The 22207-nt window shown below is 60.9% G+C and carries 22 protein-coding genes; 7 read left to right on the plus strand and 15 right to left on the minus strand.

Features of this window, described 5'->3' with window-relative positions:
• Nucleotides 1–27: 27 nt before the first annotated feature.
• A complete protein-coding gene (locus tag DES49_RS04570) occupies nt 28–1134 on the minus strand; it encodes a ferredoxin reductase (protein ID WP_133735209.1) in 1107 nt (368 codons plus the stop codon).
• A 145-nt stretch (nt 1135–1279) separates the two neighbouring features.
• On the opposite strand from DES49_RS04570, the gene DES49_RS04575 reads away from it, so the two are divergent.
• Nucleotides 1280–1903 (plus strand): TetR family transcriptional regulator, encoded by a 624-nt coding sequence (locus DES49_RS04575; RefSeq protein ID WP_133735210.1) that lies wholly within the window; start codon nt 1280–1282, stop codon nt 1901–1903.
• Nucleotides 1904–1922: 19 nt separating this feature from the next.
• Here the strand turns inward: DES49_RS04575 and DES49_RS04580 are convergent, their stop codons facing one another.
• The 6 genes from DES49_RS04580 to DES49_RS04605 form a co-directional block, all read right to left on the minus strand.
• Nucleotides 1923–3032, minus strand: coding sequence for a histone deacetylase family protein (locus tag DES49_RS04580; RefSeq protein WP_133735211.1), 1110 nt, complete (start codon nt 3030–3032; stop codon nt 1923–1925).
• The gene (locus tag DES49_RS04585) at nt 3019–4029 is read right to left on the minus strand and encodes a DUF2804 domain-containing protein (RefSeq protein ID WP_133735212.1); all 1011 of its coding nucleotides are present in this window, start codon (nt 4027–4029) and stop codon (nt 3019–3021) included. The genes DES49_RS04580 and DES49_RS04585 overlap by 14 nt, the downstream gene beginning before the upstream one ends.
• A gap of 87 nt (nt 4030–4116) precedes the next feature.
• Nucleotides 4117–5007: a metal ABC transporter permease gene (locus DES49_RS04590; protein ID WP_133735213.1), complete on the minus strand. Its 891-nt coding sequence runs from the start codon at nt 5005–5007 to the stop codon at nt 4117–4119.
• Nucleotides 5004–6137, minus strand: coding sequence for a metal ABC transporter permease (locus DES49_RS04595; RefSeq protein WP_133735214.1), 1134 nt, complete (start codon nt 6135–6137; stop codon nt 5004–5006). The genes DES49_RS04590 and DES49_RS04595 overlap by 4 nt, the downstream gene beginning before the upstream one ends.
• Nucleotides 6137–6973: a metal ABC transporter ATP-binding protein gene (locus DES49_RS04600; RefSeq protein WP_133735215.1), complete on the minus strand. Its 837-nt coding sequence runs from the start codon at nt 6971–6973 to the stop codon at nt 6137–6139. The genes DES49_RS04595 and DES49_RS04600 overlap by 1 nt, the downstream gene beginning before the upstream one ends.
• Before the next feature lie 4 nt (nt 6974–6977).
• Nucleotides 6978–7937, minus strand: a complete 960-nt coding sequence (locus tag DES49_RS04605) for a metal ABC transporter solute-binding protein, Zn/Mn family (protein WP_133735216.1) — start codon at nt 7935–7937, stop codon at nt 6978–6980.
• Nucleotides 7938–8102: 165 nt separating this feature from the next.
• Here DES49_RS04605 and mntR point away from each other — a divergent pair, with 165 nt between their 5' ends.
• From mntR to DES49_RS04620, 3 genes are all read left to right on the plus strand, one after another.
• A complete protein-coding gene (mntR, locus tag DES49_RS04610) occupies nt 8103–8588 on the plus strand; it encodes a manganese-binding transcriptional regulator MntR (protein WP_133735217.1) in 486 nt (161 codons plus the stop codon).
• A gap of 196 nt (nt 8589–8784) precedes the next feature.
• Nucleotides 8785–9993 carry a DEAD/DEAH box helicase gene (locus DES49_RS04615; protein WP_133735218.1) on the plus strand — a complete coding sequence of 403 codons (1209 nt, stop codon included), beginning with the start codon at nt 8785–8787 and terminating at the stop codon, nt 9991–9993.
• Between the two features lie 69 nt (nt 9994–10062).
• Nucleotides 10063–10593 (plus strand): YgjV family protein, encoded by a 531-nt coding sequence (locus DES49_RS04620; RefSeq protein WP_133735219.1) that lies wholly within the window; start codon nt 10063–10065, stop codon nt 10591–10593.
• Here DES49_RS04620 and DES49_RS04625 read toward each other — a convergent pair.
• Complete coding sequence (locus DES49_RS04625) at nt 10582–11556, minus strand: calcium/sodium antiporter (RefSeq protein WP_208297017.1); 975 nt, start codon at nt 11554–11556, stop codon at nt 10582–10584. The two genes, DES49_RS04620 and DES49_RS04625, sit on opposite strands and share 12 nt — an antisense overlap.
• A 151-nt stretch (nt 11557–11707) precedes the next feature.
• On the opposite strand from DES49_RS04625, the gene DES49_RS04630 reads away from it, so the two are divergent.
• The gene (locus DES49_RS04630) at nt 11708–12505 is read left to right on the plus strand and encodes an SDR family oxidoreductase (protein WP_133735682.1); all 798 of its coding nucleotides are present in this window, start codon (nt 11708–11710) and stop codon (nt 12503–12505) included.
• Nucleotides 12506–12595: 90 nt separating this feature from the next.
• Nucleotides 12596–13120, plus strand: coding sequence for a SixA phosphatase family protein (locus DES49_RS04635; protein WP_166645987.1), 525 nt, complete (start codon nt 12596–12598; stop codon nt 13118–13120).
• Here DES49_RS04635 and DES49_RS04640 read toward each other — a convergent pair.
• From DES49_RS04640 to smrA, 6 genes are all read right to left on the minus strand, one after another.
• On the minus strand, nt 13113–14618 hold the full coding sequence (locus tag DES49_RS04640; RefSeq protein ID WP_166645988.1) for a DUF4397 domain-containing protein: 1506 nt from the start codon (nt 14616–14618) through the stop codon (nt 13113–13115). The two genes, DES49_RS04635 and DES49_RS04640, sit on opposite strands and share 8 nt — an antisense overlap.
• A 112-nt stretch (nt 14619–14730) precedes the next feature.
• The gene (locus DES49_RS04645; protein ID WP_133735222.1) at nt 14731–15750 is read right to left on the minus strand and encodes a DUF3080 family protein; all 1020 of its coding nucleotides are present in this window, start codon (nt 15748–15750) and stop codon (nt 14731–14733) included.
• A 30-nt stretch (nt 15751–15780) separates the two neighbouring features.
• Nucleotides 15781–16776 carry an XdhC family protein gene (locus tag DES49_RS04650; RefSeq protein WP_133735223.1) on the minus strand — a complete coding sequence of 332 codons (996 nt, stop codon included), beginning with the start codon at nt 16774–16776 and terminating at the stop codon, nt 15781–15783.
• The gene (locus DES49_RS04655; protein ID WP_133735224.1) at nt 16769–18985 is read right to left on the minus strand and encodes a xanthine dehydrogenase family protein molybdopterin-binding subunit; all 2217 of its coding nucleotides are present in this window, start codon (nt 18983–18985) and stop codon (nt 16769–16771) included. Before DES49_RS04655 ends, DES49_RS04650 begins: the two co-directional genes overlap by 8 nt.
• Complete coding sequence (locus DES49_RS04660; RefSeq protein WP_133735225.1) at nt 18982–19443, minus strand: (2Fe-2S)-binding protein; 462 nt, start codon at nt 19441–19443, stop codon at nt 18982–18984. The genes DES49_RS04655 and DES49_RS04660 overlap by 4 nt, the downstream gene beginning before the upstream one ends.
• A gap of 30 nt (nt 19444–19473) precedes the next feature.
• A complete protein-coding gene (gene smrA, locus DES49_RS04665; RefSeq protein ID WP_133735226.1) occupies nt 19474–20055 on the minus strand; it encodes a DNA endonuclease SmrA in 582 nt (193 codons plus the stop codon).
• Between the two features lie 214 nt (nt 20056–20269).
• On the opposite strand from smrA, the gene DES49_RS04670 reads away from it, so the two are divergent.
• Entirely contained in the window at nt 20270–21556 is a 1287-nt protein-coding gene (locus tag DES49_RS04670; RefSeq protein WP_166645989.1) for an OmpP1/FadL family transporter, read from the plus strand.
• Nucleotides 21557–21616: 60 nt separating this feature from the next.
• On the opposite strand, the gene DES49_RS04675 is transcribed toward DES49_RS04670, so the two are convergent.
• Nucleotides 21617–22204 (minus strand): NapC/NirT family cytochrome c, encoded by a 588-nt coding sequence (locus DES49_RS04675; protein WP_133735228.1) that lies wholly within the window; start codon nt 22202–22204, stop codon nt 21617–21619.
• Nucleotides 22205–22207: the final 3 nt, after the last annotated feature.

Below are 22207 nucleotides of genomic sequence, written 5' to 3' on the forward strand. Positions count from 1 at the left end.
CTTGCAGTAGGTAATTGAGAAATTCGTTTACAGGTCCAGGCTGACCGGCCCCTGGGGGACCGAAATGCAGAGCTGGACCAGTTCGTCGCCATGTCCGGATACCTGCCCGGTATGCTGGTTGATCACGACACCGCTGTGCTTGCGGCAACTGCACTGGTGACAGATCCCCATGCGACATCCATAACGGGGATTGAGGCCGGCGGCTTCGGCCTCTTCCAGAAGACGGCGGTTGCCTTCGCTTTCCACTTCCAGGCCACTGCGCTCGAACCGGACCGTGCCTCCACCGCCCTCGGTCACCACGACGCCGGGACCGACGGCAAAGAGCGTGCTGTAAACCTGTTCTTCGGGTACACCGGCTTCCTCGAGCAGACCCTGGGCCTGGTCCATGAGACCGGGCGGGCCACAGACGAAGCAGTGACGGGACTGCAGGTCCGGAACGGCCGACAGATGGGACTCGTTCAGAAATTCCGGGTTCTCCGGATCGGCCTGGGAAGCCACAACCCTGACCGTCAGATTGGGCAGACGATTACTGAGTGCCTCCAACCTTCCTGCCCCGATGACATCCGCGTTGGTGCGCACGAAATACAGCAGGGTGAGCGGATTGCTGTGCCCCAGGTCGGCCAGCGCCTCGAGCTGGCTCAGCACCGGGGTGATGCCGCTTCCGCCAGCGATAAAAAGGGCGGATTGCGTCGGCTCCGGCAGGGGTTCGCCCCCATAGGCCTTACTGATGCCCAGGATGTCCCCCGGTTTGAACTCGTGAAGCAAGAAGGGGGTAATCTCGCCGTCCGGTACCTCCTTGATGGTCACCGTGATGGTGCCATCCCGCTCCCAGCGCGACGGCGCACAGGAGACGCTGAAGGGCCGGCTGTACCAGCGGCCGTTCTTTTCCACTTCGAGGTTCAGGTGCTGACCGGCCTGGAAACCGCCCCAGCGCCGCGCAGGCTTCAGAACCAGCGTTTTACTGTCATGGGTTTCGCTGGTGATGGAAACCACTCGTGCGGGGATGTAGCGCTGAACCCAGAGCGGATTCAGGGTTTCCAGCACCGGATCAAAATAGGTCGCCGGGTTTTCCCGGTTGGAGATCTGTCTGCCAATCCACTTCAGGGACTGGCGACTGGAAACGCTGGCAAGCATGGCTTTTTCCTCTATGTGCACAAGTGTTCACATCTTGTGAACAAATGTACACACCGAGTAGACAGGCTGTCAACACCTGCGTTTCTAATGCGGACAACGCGCTGTACACTGACGCATCAGAACCCAGATGTTGTGGTAAACGGGAATGACGACACAGAAAAGACGCAGGCCTGGAGAGACCCGGGAGAAACTGATGGAAGCCGCCCTGACCCTGGTTGGCAACGGGCGTCATTTTGCCAGCCTGGGGATTCGGGAGGTCACCCGCCAGGCGGAGGTGGTGCCAACCTCCTTTTACCGGCACTTTACCAACATGGACGATCTCGGCCTCCAGCTCGTGGATGAGCTGGCTGTGGTGTTGCGCCAGATGATGCGCGAGGCGCGCTCGAACGTGGTTCAGGCGGAAAAACTGATGGATGAGTCCGTGGCCATCTTCATCACTCACGTCCAGGCCAATCGCAACTTCTTTACCTTCATGGCACAGGGGCTCGCCGGCGAAAGCCAGGCGATACAGGAAGGGATCCGCAGCGAAATGCAGTTCTTCGCCAGCGAACTGGCCAGCGACCTTCGGCGCCTGCGCCTTGATGAGCACCTCAGCGACGCGGACCTCTACATGACCTGCGATCTGGTGGTTCGAACCGTGGCCTTCAGCCTCACTGACATTCTCGCGGTGTCACCGCAGGACGATGAACAGCTGAACCGTATCCGCCAACAGACCACACAGTTCCTGCGGCTGATATTCGTGGGAGCGGATCATTGGGTCAGCCATTAACATGGCCCCGCCTGAACCTCTAATAGTCGGTATCCGGCGCTGAAAAAGCATCACGATGGAAGCGGGCCGCTGCCTCCACCTCCCGGACTCCTGCTGCCCCCGGCTCAGGCGGCTCCTCGCCCGCCAGCGTTCGCAAAACCGCATGAACCCCGTGGGAGAGGGATTCGGTGTTGTACCCGCCCTCAAGCACAAAGGCCAGCCGCCCCTCACAGAGCCGGCCCGCCAGGTCCTGCAGGATGCGCGTCATAGCCGCAAATCCCTCATAGGTTACGTTAAGCGCCAGATCGAACCGATGAGCATCAAAGCCTGCGGAGACCAGGATCAGCTCTGGTTTGAAGTACTCGGCAGCGGGCACGAAGATGTCGCGCAACGCTTTCAGATAGGCCACATCCCCCGTGCTGCCGGGGACAGGAACATTGACGTTGACCCCCTCACCCCAGCCCTCACCGATCTCCTCCAGCTTCCCGGAGCCGGGGTAGAAGGGAGCCGACCTGTGGATGTCGAAGAAGAGCACGTTGGGGTCTGCCCAGAAAATATCCTGGGTGCCATTGCCGTGATGGGCATCCCAGTCCAGGATCAGGACACGCTCGCAGCCCAGCTCAGCCCGGGCGTGAGCAGCGGCAACCGCCACGTTATTGAAGAGGCAGAACCCGTGGGCCCGAACCGGTTCCGCATGGTGCCCCGGCGGCCGCACCAGTGCAAAGCTGCTTGATGCACGCCCTTCAACCACCGCCTCAACCGCGGCAATGGCGGTTCCAGCGGCAACCTCGGCGGCCAGGACACTGCCTTCGGAGACCGCTGTCGTATCAACGTCCAACCAGGCATTCTGCCCTCGCAGCTCCTCAATCGTATCCAGATAAGAGGTGGTATGGACCCGGGCCAGTTCCTCTCGAGTGGCAGCCCGCCCGGCTTCCATCCGAAGCCCATCAATGGGGTCGCGCTCCAGCAGGTCCAGTATGGCTTTCAGCCGTCCCGGGTGCTCCGGATACTTCCATTGAATATTCAGACCCGCAAGTATCTCGCGAATACGCTTGTCCAGACGCCCCTTGAGGAAAGGCACCTCCACGTCCGGCTCATGAGCCAGCATGCGCTCGTCATAGAATGCAACAACGTCCTTACCAGCGGGCATAGTGGTCCTCCATAAAGGCCAGGCTGCCTTCTATGGTCAGGGTCCGGCCGTCAGCGGTCACAAGCATCCCGTAACAATGGCCGAAAAACTGACGGAAATTGGATGCGATCAGTCCGGCATTGACCCTTTCCGAGCGATGGCCCAGAGGAAAAAAAGACAGCTCCACCCGACCGTCCCGTGTGGTCACATACCAGGGGGAATCGTGATCATAGCGTTCGAAACGGAACTGGGCCTGCCCCAGGTACTCAAGACATCCGTCGACCCAGAGCGCGTTCTCCAGGACACCGCTCTCATTGATACCCGTCGCCAGGTTGAGCCCTACCACCTCACCAGAGGTTGCCACGGCGGAGAGACAGGCCCAGTTCCATGCCGTTTCCCGACGCATAAAGCCGCAGCTCCAATCCACCGAGGCATGATGATCGGCGGTGGCCCTGTACACCCTGTCGCCCCACTGGAGTTGACCTTCAAGCGTGAGCCCCGCCCACTTCTGGGTATAGGTCCAGCCCTGGTAACCGGCGGGCGAGCAGACCCGCAGTGGGTTGCCGGAACCCGGCCCGCCAACACGGAATTCACCCGACAGGTCGGAGCCACTCGCCAGTGTCACCACGCGCTCACTGGAGCCCGGCTCAATCAGGAATTGGTGGGAACCCCGCCGGAAACAGGCGGCGCCGTTATCAGGCCGATTATCGAGCTGCACGCCAATGGACAGGGGCATCCGGAAGCTTCGTTCAAGCAGGCGTTGCTCGGGAATGTCGTAGATGTAGACAAAGGCAAGGGCGAGCCACTTGAGGTCGACGATCGCCACTCCCCCGCACCAGTCAGGCCCCATCAGGCCGACAAACTGGAACTGGTTGAAGCCCATGCGCCGTGACAGCCTTGAACGGCGGCGATCCATGGGTGTCCTGAGGTCGTAATCCATGAAATTGACAACATCCACGGGCGCCTCGTGAAACCCAAAGCGCGGTTTCCCGCTGTCATCAATCAACCGCTCAGCCAAGCCTGCCTCCGTGAGGCCCCTTCGGGTCCGTGGTCAAGTGTTGTGCTTTAACTATACTCTGTTGATCAGAAATGAAAACCGGGGTTACTACTCCCCCCTGCGCCGCTGCCATTCACGCCCCAGCAGACCGTGACGGGGACCCAGAAGAAATGCCAGCAGGAAGAAAACGCCGGTCATCGCCGCCATGGTCCCCCCAACCGATACGTCAAACATCACGGCAACCGGGTAACCCGAAAGGCTTGAGGCAACGCCGATCAGCACGCTGTAGACCAGCATCAGTGACAGCCGATCCGTCAACAGGTAGGCAGTTGCCGGAGGCACAATCACAAAGGCGATGAAAAGCACCGCCCCGACGGCATCGAAGGCAGCCACGGCCGTGGTGCTGGTGAGCGCGAGAAGGACGTAGAACAGTGCCGTAGGTGCAAACCCGAGCGCCGCGGCAAGCTGGGGGTCAAAGGTAGCCAGCTTGAGTTCCTTATAGAACATCAGCACATAGATCAGGTTGGCCAGCGTTACCACACTCATCCAGACCACCGCCTGGGGCAGTTCCAGGCTCCCGAGCATCATGGTATCAAGCCAGACGAAGCCGATTTCACCCAGCAGCACGGTATGCGTATCAATGTGCACGTCGCGGGCATAGAGGTTCAGAAGCAGAACCCCGGCCGCAAAGAGCGCGGGAAAGACCAGCCCGATGGCCGCATCCCGTTTCACGCGTCGTGTCCCGGCGACCAGCTCCGTCAGGAAAACCGTCAGGACGCCCGTCAGGGCTGCCCCCAGGATCTGGACAGGGCCGCTCTGGGCATGGGTCAGTAACCAGACCACCACGATCCCGAAAACAATGGAGTGACTGATGGCATCCGACAGCATGCTGTTGCGCTGCAGCACCAGAAAGGTACCTACCAGGGCGCCGGCGGCGGCCACCAGCGCTCCGGTCAGAAGTATCATGGCCACCGGTTGCAGGAAGAAGGACGCAATCATGGCGAGGGTTCCGCTCCGATTGACTGAAGGATCCGCACGGCCTCGCTGTACCCCGTATCCGTCAGGGTCCAGTGGATGCCCTCGGTGGGCATGTGGCTTGCCGGGGCCACATGGCCCTGATTGTGAAGACGCTTGAGGATCGCGTCGGTACGGACGCCATAGAAACTGTCCAGCATGCTGCGCTCGACCGGATAATAGGGATCGTCGTGATGGGCCGCGAGCTTGTACATGGTGGTCAGCATCTGGCGCTGGCCAATGGTGCGGCGCTCACGCTGACGGTGGATCCAGGACCAGAGAACACCCCGCCCCGGAGACAGCAGTATCGACACTGCCACAATGGCGGAAATCACGAGCACCACAACCGGCCCGGTAGCAAGGTGGCGCACGGATGCACTGATGAGCACGCCGATCACGCCGGAGATAATGCCAAACACCACGGCCAGGATCACCATGTGGTGCAGTTGCTTGACCCACTGTCGCGCGGCCACCGCGGGAGCGATCACCATCGCCGTCATCAGAACCACACCCACCATCTGCAGGCCTACCACCACGGCGAGCGCGATCATGCTGGTCAGTACCGACTCCAGAACAACAACGGGAAGCCCGATGGAACCGGCAAAAAGGGGATCAAAGGTAACCAGCTTGAACTGCTTCCAGCACAGCATGACCAGGACCAGGGCGACCAGGGTTACGCCGCCCATGAACCACAGATCCTCCCGCTGGGTGGCGGCAGCCTGCCCGAACAGAAAGCTGTCCAGGCCTCCCTGGGAGGCGTTTGACTGGCCCTGTATATAGGTCAGCAGCACCACCCCGAGGGCGAATGAAACGGAGAGCGCAATTCCCAGACCGGCATCCGTCTTGATCCGGCTGTGACGGGTGACCATCTGCACAAACAGCGCTGCGACCACTGCCGTCCCCAGGGCCCCGGCCATGATCCAGCCAAGATGGCGGGAACCGGCAATCAGAAAGCCGATGCAGACGCCCGGAAGGGCCGCGTGCGCCAGCGTGTCCCCCATCAGGCTCTGCTGGCGAAGGACCGCGAAGCAGCCCAGCAGCCCACTGGCGATGCCAAGAAATACGGCGCCGATGACAACAGTCTGGACCGTGAAATTTCCCAGCAGCTCCAGCATCAGCGGCTTGCCTCCCTGGCCACCGCACCGCTCGAATCCTCCCCGGTTCCGGAGTCAATAAGCGCGATGCGCCCGCCGTAGGCACGGCGAAGATTCTCGCCGGTGTAGACCTCCGGAACACGCCCCTGCGCAACCACCCGCACATTCAGGATCACGAGCCAGTCAAAATAATCACGCACGGTCTGAAGGTCGTGGTGGACCACGATCACGGTCTTACCCGCGTCGCGCAGCTCCTGCAGCAAACGCACCACGGTTTTCTCGGTGGTGGCGTCCACCCCCGCCATGGGCTCATCCAGGAAATAGACATCGGCGTCCTGAACCATCGCCCGTGCCAGAAATACCCGCTGTTGCTGACCGCCCGAGAGTTGACTGATCTGGCGATGGGAAAGCTCCGCCATGCCCACGGACTCGAGTGCCTCCATGGCATGCCTGCGTTCACGCCGCCCCGGCCAGCGGAACCAGCCAAGGTGGGCGTAGCGCCCCATCATCACCACATCGAGCACCGTGGTGGGGAAATCCCAGTCCACGGCGGAACGCTGTGGTACGTAGGCTATCCGGCGCAATGATTCGGCCGGTGGATGGCCGTGGATACAGATATGGCCAGCCGTCGGACGAACCAGGCCCAGCACCGCCTTGATCAGGGTACTCTTACCGGCACCATTGGGACCGATGATGGCGGCCATGACGCCGGGAGGGATGTTGATGTCAATATCCCAGAGAACCGGCTTGCCCTCATAGGCCACCGTCAGATCCTCAATATGCAGGGCCTGATCCGGTTCGTGCAGCCGATGACACTGCGCCGTGTCGTTTTTCCCCAGCAGTTTTCGGATTGACATATTCCTATGGCTCCCAGCGTTGCTTCCAGCCATCCAGAGTGGCGGGCCAGGAGGCGGTTTCACCGCCCAGGCCCTCGACGATCTCAACGGTATTCGAGCGCAGCATGCCAATGTAGGTTCCCCCGGCAGTCCCTTCCTCGCCCATGGCGTCGGAAAAGAGTTCGCCGCCAATGCGAACGCTGTGACCACGTTCTCCCGCGCCATCAATCACGGACTCAATGGTCCTCGGATTAATGGTGCTCTCGATGAACACGGCGGGCACGTTGCGCTCAACCACGGTCGTCACCATGTCCCGGATGTCGGCAATGGCCGCCTCGCTATCGGTGCTGATGCCCTGAATCCCCTTCACATCAATATCATAGGCCAGACCATAGTACCCGAAAGCATCATGGGCGGTGATCAGGATCCGCTGTCGTTCCGGAATGCTCGCGATGCTCTCCTGAATCCAGCCGTCCAGCGCCGCCAGTTCCTCGCGGTATTGTTCAGCGCGTTGGCGCATTGCCTGTTCACACTCCGGGGCAATGTCCACCAGCTGCTCGGTTACCGACGGCACGATCTGCAACCAACGCCCGACGTCCATCCAAAGGTGTGGATCAATCGCGTAATCCTCATGGGAGATCAGATCCGATTCGTCGAACGAAGCCGGTCCCACGGCCAACGACGGTTTCCGGCTGCCCAGCTTCTCCAGGACATTGGCCATCTGGCCTTCCAGCGAAAAGCCGGCATACAGGATCGCGTCCGCATCCCTGAGCCGCTTGATATCGCTGGCTCTTGCTTCATAGAGATGGGGATCAACCCCGGGCCCCATCAACGGCGTCACTTGCACACAGTCTCCGGCCACATTGCGCGCGACATCCGAGATCATGGCAATGGTGGTAACCACCTTGGGCCGCTCATCCGCCGTGTCGGCACCACAGGCCGTCAAGGTCAGAAGCGACAACAGCAACAGGTAACGGGCTTTCATCGTGCATTCCTTCATAAATGTGCCTGTCCGTTCAGAGCAACCTTCCCACATGAAACCGCTCTTGTCTTGAATGCTATTCTAACAGCAGGACAAACCTTTTTAGCAAGTGCTAACTTTTATAGGGTCCTGGTTGTTGCCTCCGACCAACTTCGATATAGTCCGACCATGAACGATAGAACCGACCAGGCCAGAAGCAGCGCCCGCCCCACCGACGCGGAAGACGCCCTGCCACCGACCGAGCAGCACGCCCGTCAGTACAAGGCGGTACGGGATGCTCATGAAACGGAACTGATCGAGGACTATGTGGAACTGATCGGTGACCTGCTCGACCACGGCGGCGAGGCCCGGGCCACCGATATTGCGGCCCGCATGGGCGTCCGCCAGGCCACGGTGGCGCGCATGATCCGGCGTCTGAACGAGCTCGGCTTCGTCAACAACGAACCCTATCGCTCCATCTTCCTGACCGACCGGGGGCGGGAAATGGCCAACCGCTCGCGGGAGCGCCACGCGGTGGTTCTGCGCTTCCTGCGCTCGCTGGGTGTGGACGATGCCACGGCCCGGATTGATGCCGAAGGCATGGAACACCACGTAAGCGAGGAGACCCTCGACATCATGCAGCGCTTTTCAGAGAATAATTCCGATAGCCGCTGACCAATCGCTGTGTTAGACTCCGCCCTGCGTTGTTCCCTCCGCCTCCTTCGGCCGTTTCCCGGCCTCTGTTTCGCCGGTTGGTCTCCGCATGCTCATCGCGGACTGCACGAGCCAGGGCCATTCCCGATCAGCTAAAAATCCGCCTGCATACAGTTCAGGCGCTAACCGCTCTGGCGTTATAAACAGGAAACACTGAATGTCTTTTGACTCTCTCGGCCTTTCGGCCGAACTGCTTCGCTCGATCAAGGATCAGGGTTACACCAAGGCCACGTCCATCCAGGAGAAAGCCATTCCGGCTGCCCTCCAGGGTAAGGACCTGATGGCCAGTGCCCAGACCGGAACGGGCAAGACCGCCGCTTTCACCCTGCCCATGCTGCAGAAGATTGCGGCCCAGGCCGACGGCGGCCGCCGCCATATCAAGGCACTGGTACTGGCTCCCACACGGGAACTGGCCGCCCAGGTAGAGGACAGCGTCCGCACCTATGGCCGTCATCTCAAGCTGCGCTCGCTTTCCGTCTGCGGCGGCGCAGGTATCGGCCCGCAGATCCGCCAGATGAACAGCGGCGTCGACATCCTTGTGGCAACACCCGGCCGTCTGATGGACCACATGGAGCGTGGCACTGTTGATCTTTCCGGTGTGGAAACACTGATCCTGGACGAAGCCGACCGCATGCTGGACATGGGCTTTTTCCCGGCGATTGAGAAAATCGTGAAAACACTGCCCAAGTCCCGCCAGACGCTGCTGTTCTCCGCCACTTTCTCGGCGCCGATCCAGAAGCTGGCACGCAACTTCATGAACAGCCCCGAGCTGATCGAAACCGCAGCACGCAACTCCGCCGGCGAGCAGATCGACCAGAGCGCCTATATGGTCGACTCCAACCGCAAGCGCGAGCTGCTGACGCACCTGATCGGCACCGAGAACTGGGGCCAGGTGCTGGTATTCACCCGCACCAAGCGCGGCGCTGACCAGCTTGCCAAGCAGCTGGAACAGGACGGCATCCGCTCCACCGCCATTCATGGCGACAAGAGCCAGGGCGCACGGACCAAGGCCCTGAAGCAGTTCAAGCAGAACAGCGTACGCGCCCTGATCGCTACCGACGTAGCCGCTCGCGGCATCGACATCGATCGGCTGGATTACGTCGTCAACTACGACATGCCGGACAACCCGGACGACTACGTTCACCGGATTGGCCGTACCGGCCGTGGTGGCGAGCAGGGATCAGCGATATCGCTGGTCAGCGGTCACGAAAAGGGCCAGTTCGCCAGTATCCGCAAGGTTGTGAAGAAAGAGATTCCGTCCAGCACCGTGCAGGGTTTTGAACCCCAGCAACGGCCCCGCCAGGGACCGCGTCCGGGCAACGGAAACGGCAACCGCCAGGGTGGACGTCGCTCCTTCCAGCGATAGGGTGTGCGGGGGTTGCCTGTGGCAACCCCCTACAGACCTTCCGGTTAACGGGCATGTATCATCGGGTTCATGCTCGATAACCTGACCCCCCAGCTTTTAGCCGGCCAGATCATCAGCCTCGTGGGGCTGGCCCTGTGTATTGCCGGTTTTTCCAGCAAGCGGGACGACCGCCTGCTGGTTCTTCTCATCGGCGCCAATATTGCCTTCGCCATCCACTTCCTGCTGTTCTCGAGCTGGACCGCAGCCGCGCTAACCCTTCTCATTATTGTCCGCATTGCCCTGGCACGACGCTTTTACGGCAGCTGGACCGCCATGACCATAATGCTGCTTCTCAGCGCCCTCGCCGCCGCCTTCACCTGGCAGGGACCCATTGATATCTTTCCCATGACCGCCGCTGTCCTCGGAACCGTTGGCATGTTCATCCTGCGTGGTATTCCCATGCGCATTGTGCTGGCCGGAGCCGCCCTCGCCTGGACACTCAACAACATCCTGATCGGCTCCATTGGCGGAACCCTGACGGAAGCCATTATCTTCGTAACCAACCTGATCACCATCGGGCGATTGGTGCGCGCCAAGCGCCGGGGCCTTTTACCCTCCTGACCCGGCAAAGAGCGTGAAACTCAGCACCAGGTAACCGACATAGCCTGCCAGAAGGAGTCCCCCCTCAATACGGTCCAGCCGCTTGCCGGTAACCAGAAAAACGCACAGCAGCACGGCCGTTCCCAGCATGACCCACTGGTCAAACTCAAGGACGCGCTCGGCGAACGGCAATGGCTGCAGCAGTGCCGAGAGGCCGAGTATGCCCAGGACATTGAAAATATTACTGCCCAGGATATTGCCGACGGCCACATCCGCGTGCCGACGCAGGGCTGCGATCACCGATACCGAAAGCTCCGGCAGAGAGGTTCCCACCGCCACGATGGTGAGGCCGACCACCGCCTCCGGTACACCCAGCGACGTCGCGAGGCCCGTGGCTCCATGAAGCAACAGGCGGGATCCGCCAATCAGCAACGCCAGCCCCGCCACCAGCGCCAGGGTCAGCATCCAGGCTGTCGAGGGCAGAAGCGAGACTTCCCCTGCCTCCGCCCTGTGAACCTCACCGGAGAGCGTCGACCCACTGCGTTCCGTGAGATAGGCCCAGCAAAGATACCCGCCCAGCCCTAAAACCATGACAAGACCGTCAAACCACCCCAAGCCACTGCCCCAGGCAAGCAGCACAGCGGCAAGGGAGGCGGCAACCATGGCCACCGCGTCCCGACGCAGCGCCATAGTCTGGTATCCCAACGGCAGGATGACCGCGGTAACACCAAGAATCAGCAGAATGTTGCCGATGTTGCTGCCGACAACATTACCGACCGCAATATCCGGCTTACCCGCCAGGGCGGCATCCACGGAAACCACCAGCTCCGGTGCCGAGGTCCCGAACCCCACAATCACAAGCCCGCTCAGCAATGGGGATATACCAACCCGTCGTGCGGCACCGAGCGCGCCCCGGATCAGGAACTCACCCCCGAGGGCCAGCAGTACAATACCCGCGACCAGTAGAACGCCATCCGTGATCATTCATCCCCCTATAAAGACATCGCATCTGTACTGGTCTCTTCACAGACCCATGACGCAGTTTAACCGGAAAGCCAGGTTCCGGGAGAAATTCGACAATCCACCTTCAACGCGGCGAAGATGGACGGAAATACAAGATCAGGAGCCAATGATGATGTTCCAGAATCAGGTTATCTGGATCACCGGCGCGTCCTCCGGTATCGGAGAAGCACTCGCGGTGGCATTCGCGCGCGAGGGTGCCCGCCTCGTGCTATCCGCACGCCGGGAAGAAGAACTCAAGCGGGTCGCCGACGAGTGCAACAGACAGAGCAACGCTGCGGATCATGCAATGGTTCTGCCCCTGGACGTTACGCAGACCGACACCCTGGCCCCGGCAACGGACCAGGTGCTGGAACGCTTCGGGCGGATTGACCTGCTGATCAATAACGCGGGCATCTCCCAGCGCTCACTCTGCAAGGACACCGACCTTTCGGTCTACCAGAAACTGATGGATGTGGACGTGATGGGGCAGATCGCGCTGACCAAGACGGTGCTGCCCCACATGCTTGAACACGGCAGTGGCCATATCGCTGTCACATCCAGTGTTGCCGGCAAGGTCGGTGTCCGGCTCCGCACAGGGTACTGCGCGGCCAAGCACGCCGTTATGGGATTCTTTGACGCCCTCCGCGCCGAAGTCGAGGACGAGGGCATTGAGGTATCAACCATTGTCCCCGGTTTCGTCAGTACGCCCGTGGCGGAGAATTCCCTGACCGGGGACGGCACACCCTTTGGCGAGGCGGACGCCGACAATGCCGGCGGTATGGCACCGGACAAGGCGGCCGAGGTGATTCTGGCCGGTCTCGGCAAGGGGAAGCGGGAAATCCCGGTTGGCGAGGGCAAGGAAATGATGGCCCTGTGGCTCAAGCGGCTTTCCCCGGAGCTGACCTTCCGCATGACCAAAAACCGGAAGTAGTCGAGTGGGCTGCCGCCAGACTTCACGCACCCACGGATTCCCATGCAGAATGCATGCTGGACCAGACAACTCACGGAGCATGAGAGCCCAATGCCCCAGACACAACCGCAAACACGTATCCTTGTGCTGATCCGTCACGCCAAGTCCAGCTGGGACGATCCGAATATGCGCGACTTCGATCGGCCCATTAACGAACGCGGCCAGCGTGATGCTCCTGACATGGGGGCACGGCTCGCGGCGCGAGGCCAGCGACCGGACCGGTTCTATTGCAGCTCAGCCCGCAGGGCACGGGAGACCGCACTGATCCTCGCGCAGGCTGTGGGTTACCCGGAAGCGGACCTGGAGGCCGAATCCGGCCTCTACATGGCCGACGACACGCAGTTGCTGGAGCGTATACGGCGTTTTCCAGACAGCGCCGGGGAAGTCTGGCTCGTGGGTCACAACCCGGACATTACCGAGCTGGTCAATCGACTCGCCGGGTTCCAGACCCATGACCTGCCCACCTGCGCCGTCGTGCGCATGGCATTCGATGTGGGGCACTGGAAGGATATTGAACCGGGCAAGGCCCGGGTTCTGGAAGTCGACCGGCCCAAGCATCCCTGGGAGACTACCTGACGCCTCCCAGGCGGATCAGGTGAACAGGGTCGCTGGTGCCATCATCTCCCGAAATGATCAGGCGATAGTTTCCTCCATTCTCCAGCGATATTGGACTTTCTTCCAACAGGCGGTCTTCGGAGTCTCCGCTGGCGGTTACCACCAGCTTGTAATCGGTATTCTCGGGAACAGGGCGGTATCCTGATCGCCCCAGATACCCCAGACCCGAAACCCAGGGTTCCTGCACGGTTCCGTCCTCGCTGAGAGACTGGTCTGGCGGCAGCACGTAGATGTCGACATTCTTGTCCCTGATTCCGCCGGCCGCATGCACCACCCGAACACGCGCATTGGTCACAACGGGGCGATCATCGTTATTCAGAACGATAATCTCCTCACTCGCCGGATCCTCTTCGCTCTCAACCAGAACCGCACTCAGACCACGGCCACGATTAACTCGGACGTTCTTGTTGGCGACTGGCGGTGGGGGATCGTCATCCTCTGCAGTCGCAGAGTCTATGACCTCAACCTCATAGTCGTTGGCGCTGCTCAACTCATAACCAAGAGGGCCCGATCCGGGTTCTACATCCGGGAACACCACCTCATCGGCAAGGACGGTCTCATCAACAAGCACATCAACCGGATCCTCGAGTCCCTCAGCTGCATGAACAAACTGGATACCGCCCTGCTGATCGTTGTGGGGAAACACCCTGGTTTCCAATTCATCCAGAACGACCAGGCTCACCGGGTGATCGGCGTTATCAATGCCCGTGTTAGGCACGGCAGCAAGCAGCAGATCCTGGTCCATTTCGAAGTCCAGGCGGGAACCGCTGTCATAGATCACATTCTGTTGGTTCCCCGCCTCGGTCAGCCGAAGGCGATAGACCCCCTTCTCTACCAGCAGCGGCTCGGACCGACTTGCGAAACCCAGGGTGGCATCGGGCTCCCTGTCTCCGTCCAGGGCCTGGCCGGGCTCGTCATCCAGATACAGGTCCACGGGGTCGGCGCCCTGAATGAGGTGGGCCGCGCGCAGCCGGACCTGCTCCAGGGGGCTGTCGTCCGTTTCCGGGTCATTTTCTTCGTTCTCGGCGTCCCGTTCCTCCTGGGTTTCGCCTTCAAAGGTCTCGTCATCTTCGCCGAAGAGCACCACCTGCTGGGAGTCATTGTTGAGGTGGCCAGTGAGGATCAGATCATAGCGTTTGTCTTCCTCAAGGTTATCCTGGGCACCGTCAAGCAGGGTCGCGAGGGTCTCATGCCCGGTATCGCCCCTCACCCGGAAGCGGTAGTGGTTGGCGGGCAGGGTGAAATCGCCGGTCTCAGCATAGCCCAGCGCCTCTGCCCGGGCTTCATCATCCACGTCCAGCGTCAGCTCTGGCGCATCGGCCATGGCATTCAGGACCCGGACGTCCACATCATCGAGAACGACGGTGTCTTCAAAGGTCTCATCCCGCTGAGACTCGAAACAGCCACCGAGGCCAGCCGCCATCACCACGACAAGCGTGAGCGTGAAACGCGCTCCCATGACTTCCATCCTTTTTCACTTGAGGGTTGTGATGGGGTTTTAACAGGATCCCCGGGCCGGCAAAAGCGACCGGCTCACATCCCGCGCAATTCCTTGCTCAAAGCGGCGATGATCAGCTCTGTCGACATTGAGCCAACAGCTGGTTCCACGCTTTGATATGGCCGCTTATGGATTGATCCAGCGCATACCAGATGCTTCCCGGGCCGGTCTGCAGGTTCCGCTCGATAAAGGGCGACATGGCATCGGGCACGGGCGCTCCGGGGGCATGCAGCAAGTGGTGGAGGCGATCAAAAAGCCGTCGGCCATCATGGCGGACCAGACTCAGTCGCGGCACCATGGAACCGAGGTATTGCTTTTCAAAGAGGCGCCGATAGGCATCAGCACCCGCGGCGCACGGAGAGGCCTGACCAAGGCGCCTGCGCAGCAGATCGGTCGCATCGTCCAGCCGGGCCCGGAGCGCTTCCGCGCTGCGCAGGACCTGTCCGGCCAAAGGGCGGGCCTGCCAGTGCTTATAGACACTGTTGAGTTGGCCAAGCTCCTCGGGAACCCGGCCAGGTTCGAGGGCATCAATCATGGCCAACACGATCCCAATCCGGGCGGAGGCGTCCCGAAATACCTCGGGGTCGGGATCTGCGGGCAGGGTTCCCCCGCTACGGCTGAAGAAGCCTTCCATTTCACTCGCGCCCCAGATGCCATTCCAGAGGGCCTCGGGTATGGAATCACGCTTGGCCTGGGCGGCGGCGCGCAGGGATTGGGCACGCGTCTCGCTGTCGATCTTCGGCAGGCAATCCTCGGCCGCGCTTATGAACTTGATGTGGTAGTCCAGCCGGGTCCCGGGATGCGCGACCCGCCCCAGAGTACTGGTGCGCTCACCGACAACGAGCTGGAGTTCACACCCGTAGAGAGACAGGAAGTCCATCAGCCCCATATCAATCTCGGGCATCTCCAGCCGACGCGCCCGCTTGCTGGGCAGCGCCGTTACGGTCGGGATCCGCGAGAAGTCAGGATCAATCTCAAGGCTCTGCCCAAGCGTCTCAACGTAGGATGCCGCCGCGTCCTCGCGACTGCCGGTTAGAGGACACCCCATCAGGAGCAGAAGGCTGAGCACAAGAGTGAGACAGGACCGGATCAAGGCAGCAACCCCGTAGCGTGGACAATGGCCTTATTCAGGATGGCTACAGATCATACGTCGCAGCAGCCGATGGCGTTCAGCCAGCACCTCGGCTATGGCCGCCACCGCAATCTCGGGTGGTGACTTGCTCCCGATCTGGAATCCGATGGGGGCATGCAACCGCTCCATGGCGGAGTCCGTCACGCCCAGCTGGTGCAGGCGTTCGCGTCGCTGCGCTGCTGTTCGCTGTGACCCCATGGCTCCGATGTAGAAGGCTTCGGATTCCAGTGCGGCAAGCAGGCCCATATCATCGATACGCGGGTCGTGCCCAAGGGCCAGTATGGCGCAGTAGGCATCACTGAATTCCGTGCGCACCAGATCGTCCGGGAGACTTTCCCGAACCTCGACGCCGGGCTCATCCCACCCCTGGAGAAACAGTTCGCGGGGTTCGCAAAGCGTGACCGAGAACCCGTTCATCAAGGCAATCCGGGCCACATAGCGGGCCACTTCACCGGCGCCGATAAGTAGCATCCGGGCCTGCGGGCCCAGGGTGTGGAGCAGTGTCCCGTCGGTTTCCTCAACGGTCTCCGGAACCGAAGACGCTACAAAACTCCATTCGCCGCTCGTCAGGTTGACCCGACGTGTGACCGGTCGGCGTTCGTCAATCGCTTCAAGCAGCATCGAAACGGGCGCCGCGTGGCGACCCGGGTCCAGAGGTTCCACCACCAGACGCATCCGGCCACCACAGGGCAGCCGCCACTGCTGCTGATCCGATTCCGTGACACCGTAATCCACCACCTCGGGGGTTGTGCCTGGATTCGATTCCGTCGAGACCTGGCGGATCAACTGCTCCTCAAGGCAGCCCCCGGATACGGAGCCGCTCCACTCGCCCTCTTCATTCACGGCAAGAAGCGAGCCGGGAGGCCTCGGGGAAGATCCCCAGGTGCGCACCACCGTGCACAGCCAGGCCCGCTGGCCATTGCCCAGCCAGCGGGCAAGGTCCCGGATCACGCGAGTACTCAGGTCAGCATCGCCGGGCTCAGGCATTGGCGGTTCCCGCACTGAAGGGCGTGCGTCGCTGGCGATCACCGGTCAACGCGAAAAGCGCATTCCCAAGGGCCGGAATTGCCGGAGGCGTACCGGGCTCGCCAACGCCCTGGGGCCCCTCGTCGCTGTCCACCAGGATCACATCAATCTCAGGGGTTTCGTCCTGGCGCATCAGGGTATAGTCGTGGAAGTTGCTCTGCTGGAGCCGACCGTCCTCCCAGTCGATCCAGCCATAGAGCGCTGCGGTAAGGCCGAAAATGATCCCGCCTTCCATCTGCATGCGCACAACATCCGGGTTGACCATCTGCCCACAGTCGGTGGCACAGACCACTCGATGCACCCGGATGCGCTGGTTCTCGATACTGGCCTCGACAACCTGGGCCACATAGGTGCCAAAGCTGCGGTGCAGCGCCACGCCACGGGCGCGCCCTTCGGGAAGCGGACCGGACCAGTCCGCCTTTTCGGCCGCCAGTTCCAGCACACGCCGGTGCCGCGGCATGTCCGCAAGGTGTTTGAGCCGGAAGGCTACCGGATCCTCACCCGCTTGATGGGCAAGCTCGTCCATGAAGGTCTCAACCGCAAAGCCATTGTGGGAATGGCCCACGGAGCGCCAGTAACTTACCGGAATCCCGGCATCCGCGTGGGTATGTCGGACCATGATATCCGGTACGTCATAGGGGTACTCCACCGCGCCCTCAATGGCGGAATGGTCCTTGGGCGTGAGGAAGGTGTCCTCGGTCATGCGCCCCATGGAGGCCAGGGTGTTGTACAGGAACTTGGGCGCCCAGGGATACTGGGCAGCCGCCGCATTGCGGGCAAACCAGTCAAAAATCAGCGGACCGGTAATCTGGTGATCCCAGGCCTGGATGCGCGAGCCGTCAAGCGCGGCCCGGAACCGGTGGAGCATGGCCGGGCGGTACATGTCATGCCGGATGTCCTCCTCCCGGGACCAGATCAGCTTGACCGGGCGCTCCACGCGGTCAGCGATGGCAGCGACTTCCTCAACGTACTCCTGGGTGAGCCGGCGCCCGAACCCGCCGCCCAGAAAGGTCGTATGCACGGTAATCTCGTCGGGCGAAAAACGGCTGACCCGGGCGGCGGCGATCCGCGCCATATCCGGTCCCTGGGTCGGCGCCCAGACCTGCATGCCGATATCGGTCACCTCGGCAGTCGCGTTCTGGGGCTCCATGGTGGCATGCGCCAGGAAAGGCGCCTCGTATTCCGCCTCGAACCGGTCATCGGTGGCTTCAAGGCGTCCCATGGCATCCCCTTCACTGCGTTCGGTATCCCCGCTGCTGTCGTCAGCCGCGCGACGATACTGGGTGAAAACCGCCTGATGGTCCTTGGTTACGGCATCCGTTTCATCCCAGCGGATGTCCAGTTTCTCCTGGGCCTTGCGCGCCTGCCAGTAGGTTTCCGCCACCACGGCCACGCCGCGATCGATCGTAAAAACGTCAATCACTCCCGGCATTTTCCGGGCCTCTGCGTCCTCCACTGATTCAAACCAGGCTCCCTGCATTGGCGGACGGCTCACGACGGCATAAACCAGCCCCTCACGCTCCACGTCAATACCAAATACCGCCTCGCCGGTCACCTTGGCGCGGGCGTCAAGACGCCGGTTATGCCTGCCAATATAGCGGAAGTCATCCTCGTGCTTGAGCTCAACCTCATCCGGCAGTGACTGGCGTGAGGCAAGGGAAACCAGATCCCCGTATGGCAGCCTCTGATTGCCATCCGGATGATGGGCGGCGCCGTCACGGGTGGTGATCTGTTCACTCTTAACCTGCCAGACTGCCGCGGCCGCCTTAACGAGAACGTGGCGCACCCTCGCCGCTCCGGCACGGATTGGCTGCCAGCTGGTGCGCAGGCTGGTGCTGCCGCCCGTCACCTGGAGTTGATACTGGGGATTGGTGTAATCAGACCCCACCGGCGCAAACCGGACCTCGATCCGTTCCGGGGGTATATCAAGTTCCTCGGCGACCAGGGTTGTGATCCCCGTGTAGGTGCCCTGGCCCATCTCTACGCGGGCCAGCGTAAAGATCACGTTACCCTCCGGGTCCAGCTCCAGCCAGGCATTGGGCGCCCATCCTCCCTCATGGGAAGGCTCCCTGCCCTGGCGGCTGGCACAGCCCGGAAGCGTCATACTCAGAACCAGGGCCCCGGAACCGGCGGCACCCAGGCGGAACAGGTCACGGCGTGAAACGTTCATGCATCACCTCCGTCAGCAACAGCACGGATGGCGGCATGGATGCGAGGATAGGTGCCACAGCGGCACAGGTTACCGGACATGAAACGGCGGATACGCTCGTCGTCCGGATTCGGTTCTTCCTCCAGCAACGCCACGGCGCTCATGACCTGCCCTGACTGGCAATAACCGCACTGGGGGACGTTGTGGTCAATCCAGGCTTCCTGGACGGGGTGAAGCCCGGCTTCCGTAGCCAGACCCTCAATGGTCGTCACTGGCGCTGACACCTCCTGCACCGGGGTGATGCAACTGCGCATGGCCCTGCCATCAATATGCACAGTACAGGCGCCACACTGGCCGATACCACAGCCGAACTTGCTGCCTTTAAGCCCAAGTTCGTCGCGCAATACCCACAGCAGTGGGGTCTCTCCATCGGAATGGATCTCGTGGTCAGTACCATTGACCCTGAGGCTTCTGCTCATGGTTGTCTCTCTGTCTGTTGTTTTTGGTTATCAGTGGCCGCTGAAGCGCTCGCGGTTGCGCTCCCGCTCTTCCGGACTCTTGCGGAGCATGAAGTAGACGGCGCCAGTCCCGCCATGGTGTTTCTGTGCGGAGTGGAAGGCCATAACATCCGGAAGCTGGGGCAGCCAAACCGCCAGATGACTCTTGATGGTGGCAATACGGTCCGGATTGCGTTCGCCCTTGCCATGCATGATCAGTCCTGAACGAACGCCACGCCGCATGCACTCCCGCAGGAAGTTGAACACCTCCTGGCGTGCCTCCTCGACCGTCATCCGATGGAGGTCCAGTCGCGCCTCAATCGGGTACTGGCCCAGGCGCAGTTTCTTGAAGACGCCATGCTGGATGCCATCGCGCTTGAAGCTCAGCTCGTCGGACGGGCCAAGCCACCCAACCTCCGTGACCGTCAGCGGGTTACGATCCGGCGTAGCCTCAAGCACGGCGGCACGGCGACGTTCGAGCTGGCCAGGTGTGATCCGCTGTGACGCATCCACATCCGCACGGTCGGGTTTACGGATGGGTTTCACACCTTCCATTTCCTCAAGGAACTGTTTGCGCTCTTCTTTGGTAGTCATAACAGAAGCCCTGACCGCTGAACCGGGATCGCACTCACTCTATCACCGGCTCTTCAGCAGTGGAACTCCCTCCCCACCTCGACCCGCGGAGAGGTGCCCCGTGCGTACAATTACCTAAGGTTACACTGTGTAACATTGCCTTTTATTCAGGCAATTGCCATGTATTATTGGGCCACGCTGTCCGCACAGTACAATTCCAATGGAGAACAACGTCATGGCAACGACCCACAAGAAACTCATCAGCGTCGCGATCGCCGCTGCCGTTATTCCTGTATCGGTTCAGGGCGCCGGTTTCGGCCTTAACAGTCACAGCGCCAAATCCGGCGGTACTTCCCATGCCGGCACGGCCGTTATGGCGGAAGATCCGGCAACCGTTTTCTACAACCCGGCGGGGATGGTTCTGAATGACAAGGCAGCCGTGAGCGGCAGCTTTGCGCAGATCATGCCGGAGTTTGATTTCACGGACGAAAATTCATCGGTAACTATTGGTGGCACCCCTCTTCCGGGGGATGAAAGCATGTCAGATGAGGGAGGCTTAGCTCCCAGCTTCTATTATATGGCGCCCTTCCGGGACGACTGGGCAGTGGGCATTTCCATCAACGCGCCCTACGGCTCCAACACCAAGTACGATTCTGACTGGATCGGCCGTTTTAACGGAATTGAGTCGGATATCCGGGGAATTAATATCAACCCCAATATTGCCCATGAAATTAATGACTCGGTCAGTATCGGCTTTGGTATCAATATTCAGAAATTTGACGCTACGCTTATTCAGCAAAGGGTTGTGGGTCAAGACCCAAACACCGGCGCACTAATTACTGATGAAACCGAAGTAGAGGGCGATTCATGGAGCGTCGGGTATAACGCCGGCCTGCTGTTTCAGCCTCTCGAAGCAACCCGGATTGGCCTTGCCTATCGCTCCGAGATTTCCCATTCTCTGGACGGTGACTTGACTCTAGGCGGCACCAGCGTTGATGCCAGTGCCTCGGTCGAACTTCCCGAAAGTGCAACGCTCAGTTTCAGCCAAGGCTTTGGGGATGAAAACCGGCTGACGCTTCTGGCCGATGCGGCCTACACGCGCTGGAGCCGTGTAGATACCATCACCATTGAAACAGCAACACCTGGGGTCGGTGATTCCCTTGCACTGGACTTTAAAAACAGCTGGCGCGGCTCGATCGGTGCTGCCTGGGAGCAAACTGAACAGCTGACGCTTCGCGGGGGTTATACTTTCGAGGAATCGGCCGTACAAAATGCGGAAACCCGTACGCCCCGTGTTCCGGACAACCACCGCAACTGGGTCAGTCTTGGTGCTGGGTATGAGTTCGCTAACGGTCTCGAACTGGATGCCAGCTACTCGCACCTGTTCATTAAAGACACGAAAATCAACAACACTCAGGTCATCAATGCGCCTGGCGCGGGACCAGTTGGTCAGTCGACACTCAACGGCGAGTTCGAAAGCTCCGCCGATATCCTGAGTGTTCAGGCCACCTACCGCTACTGAACCACAGCCGCTCCAGTAGCCCTCAAACGCCCGCCTCCGTGCGGGCGTTTCTGTTGGTGGCTATCGGTTATGGACGCCGGACATATCCGGCAGTTCGTGGGCGATGCCCTTATGACAATCGATGCAGGTGGCCTCCTCGCCGGCCAGCGCCGTTGAGTGCGCTTCCACGGCTCTCGGGCTCTGCCGCGTGAAATCCATGGAGTCGAACTCATGGCAGTTGCGGCATTCCAGCGAATCGTTGGCTTCCAGCCGCTGCCATTCCCGTTCCGCCAGCTCACGCCGTTTGGCCTCGAACTTCTCCGGCGTATTGATGGTGCCGAACACCCAGCCCCAGACCTCCTTGGACGCTTCCATTTTCCGGCCGATCTTATGGGTCCAGTCGTGTGGAACGTGGCAATCGGAGCAGGTCGCCCGAACACCCGAGCGGTTGTTGTAATGCACCGTCTGCTTCAGTTCCTCAAACACATTATCCCGCATCTCGTGGCACGACACGCAGAATTTCTCGGTGTTGGTGTATTCCATGGCGGTGTTGAAGCCACCCCAGAAGATAATCCCGGCAATGAATCCTCCCAACACCAGAATACCCAGGCTGATGTGCACGCTTGGGCGCCAGAGAAGCCGCCAGTAGTAGCGGAACCAGTCTTTCATGAT

Origin of the sequence: Halospina denitrificans (genome assembly GCF_004364635.1) — a bacterium.
Classification (GTDB): domain Bacteria; phylum Pseudomonadota; class Gammaproteobacteria; order Pseudomonadales; family Oleiphilaceae; genus Halospina; species Halospina denitrificans.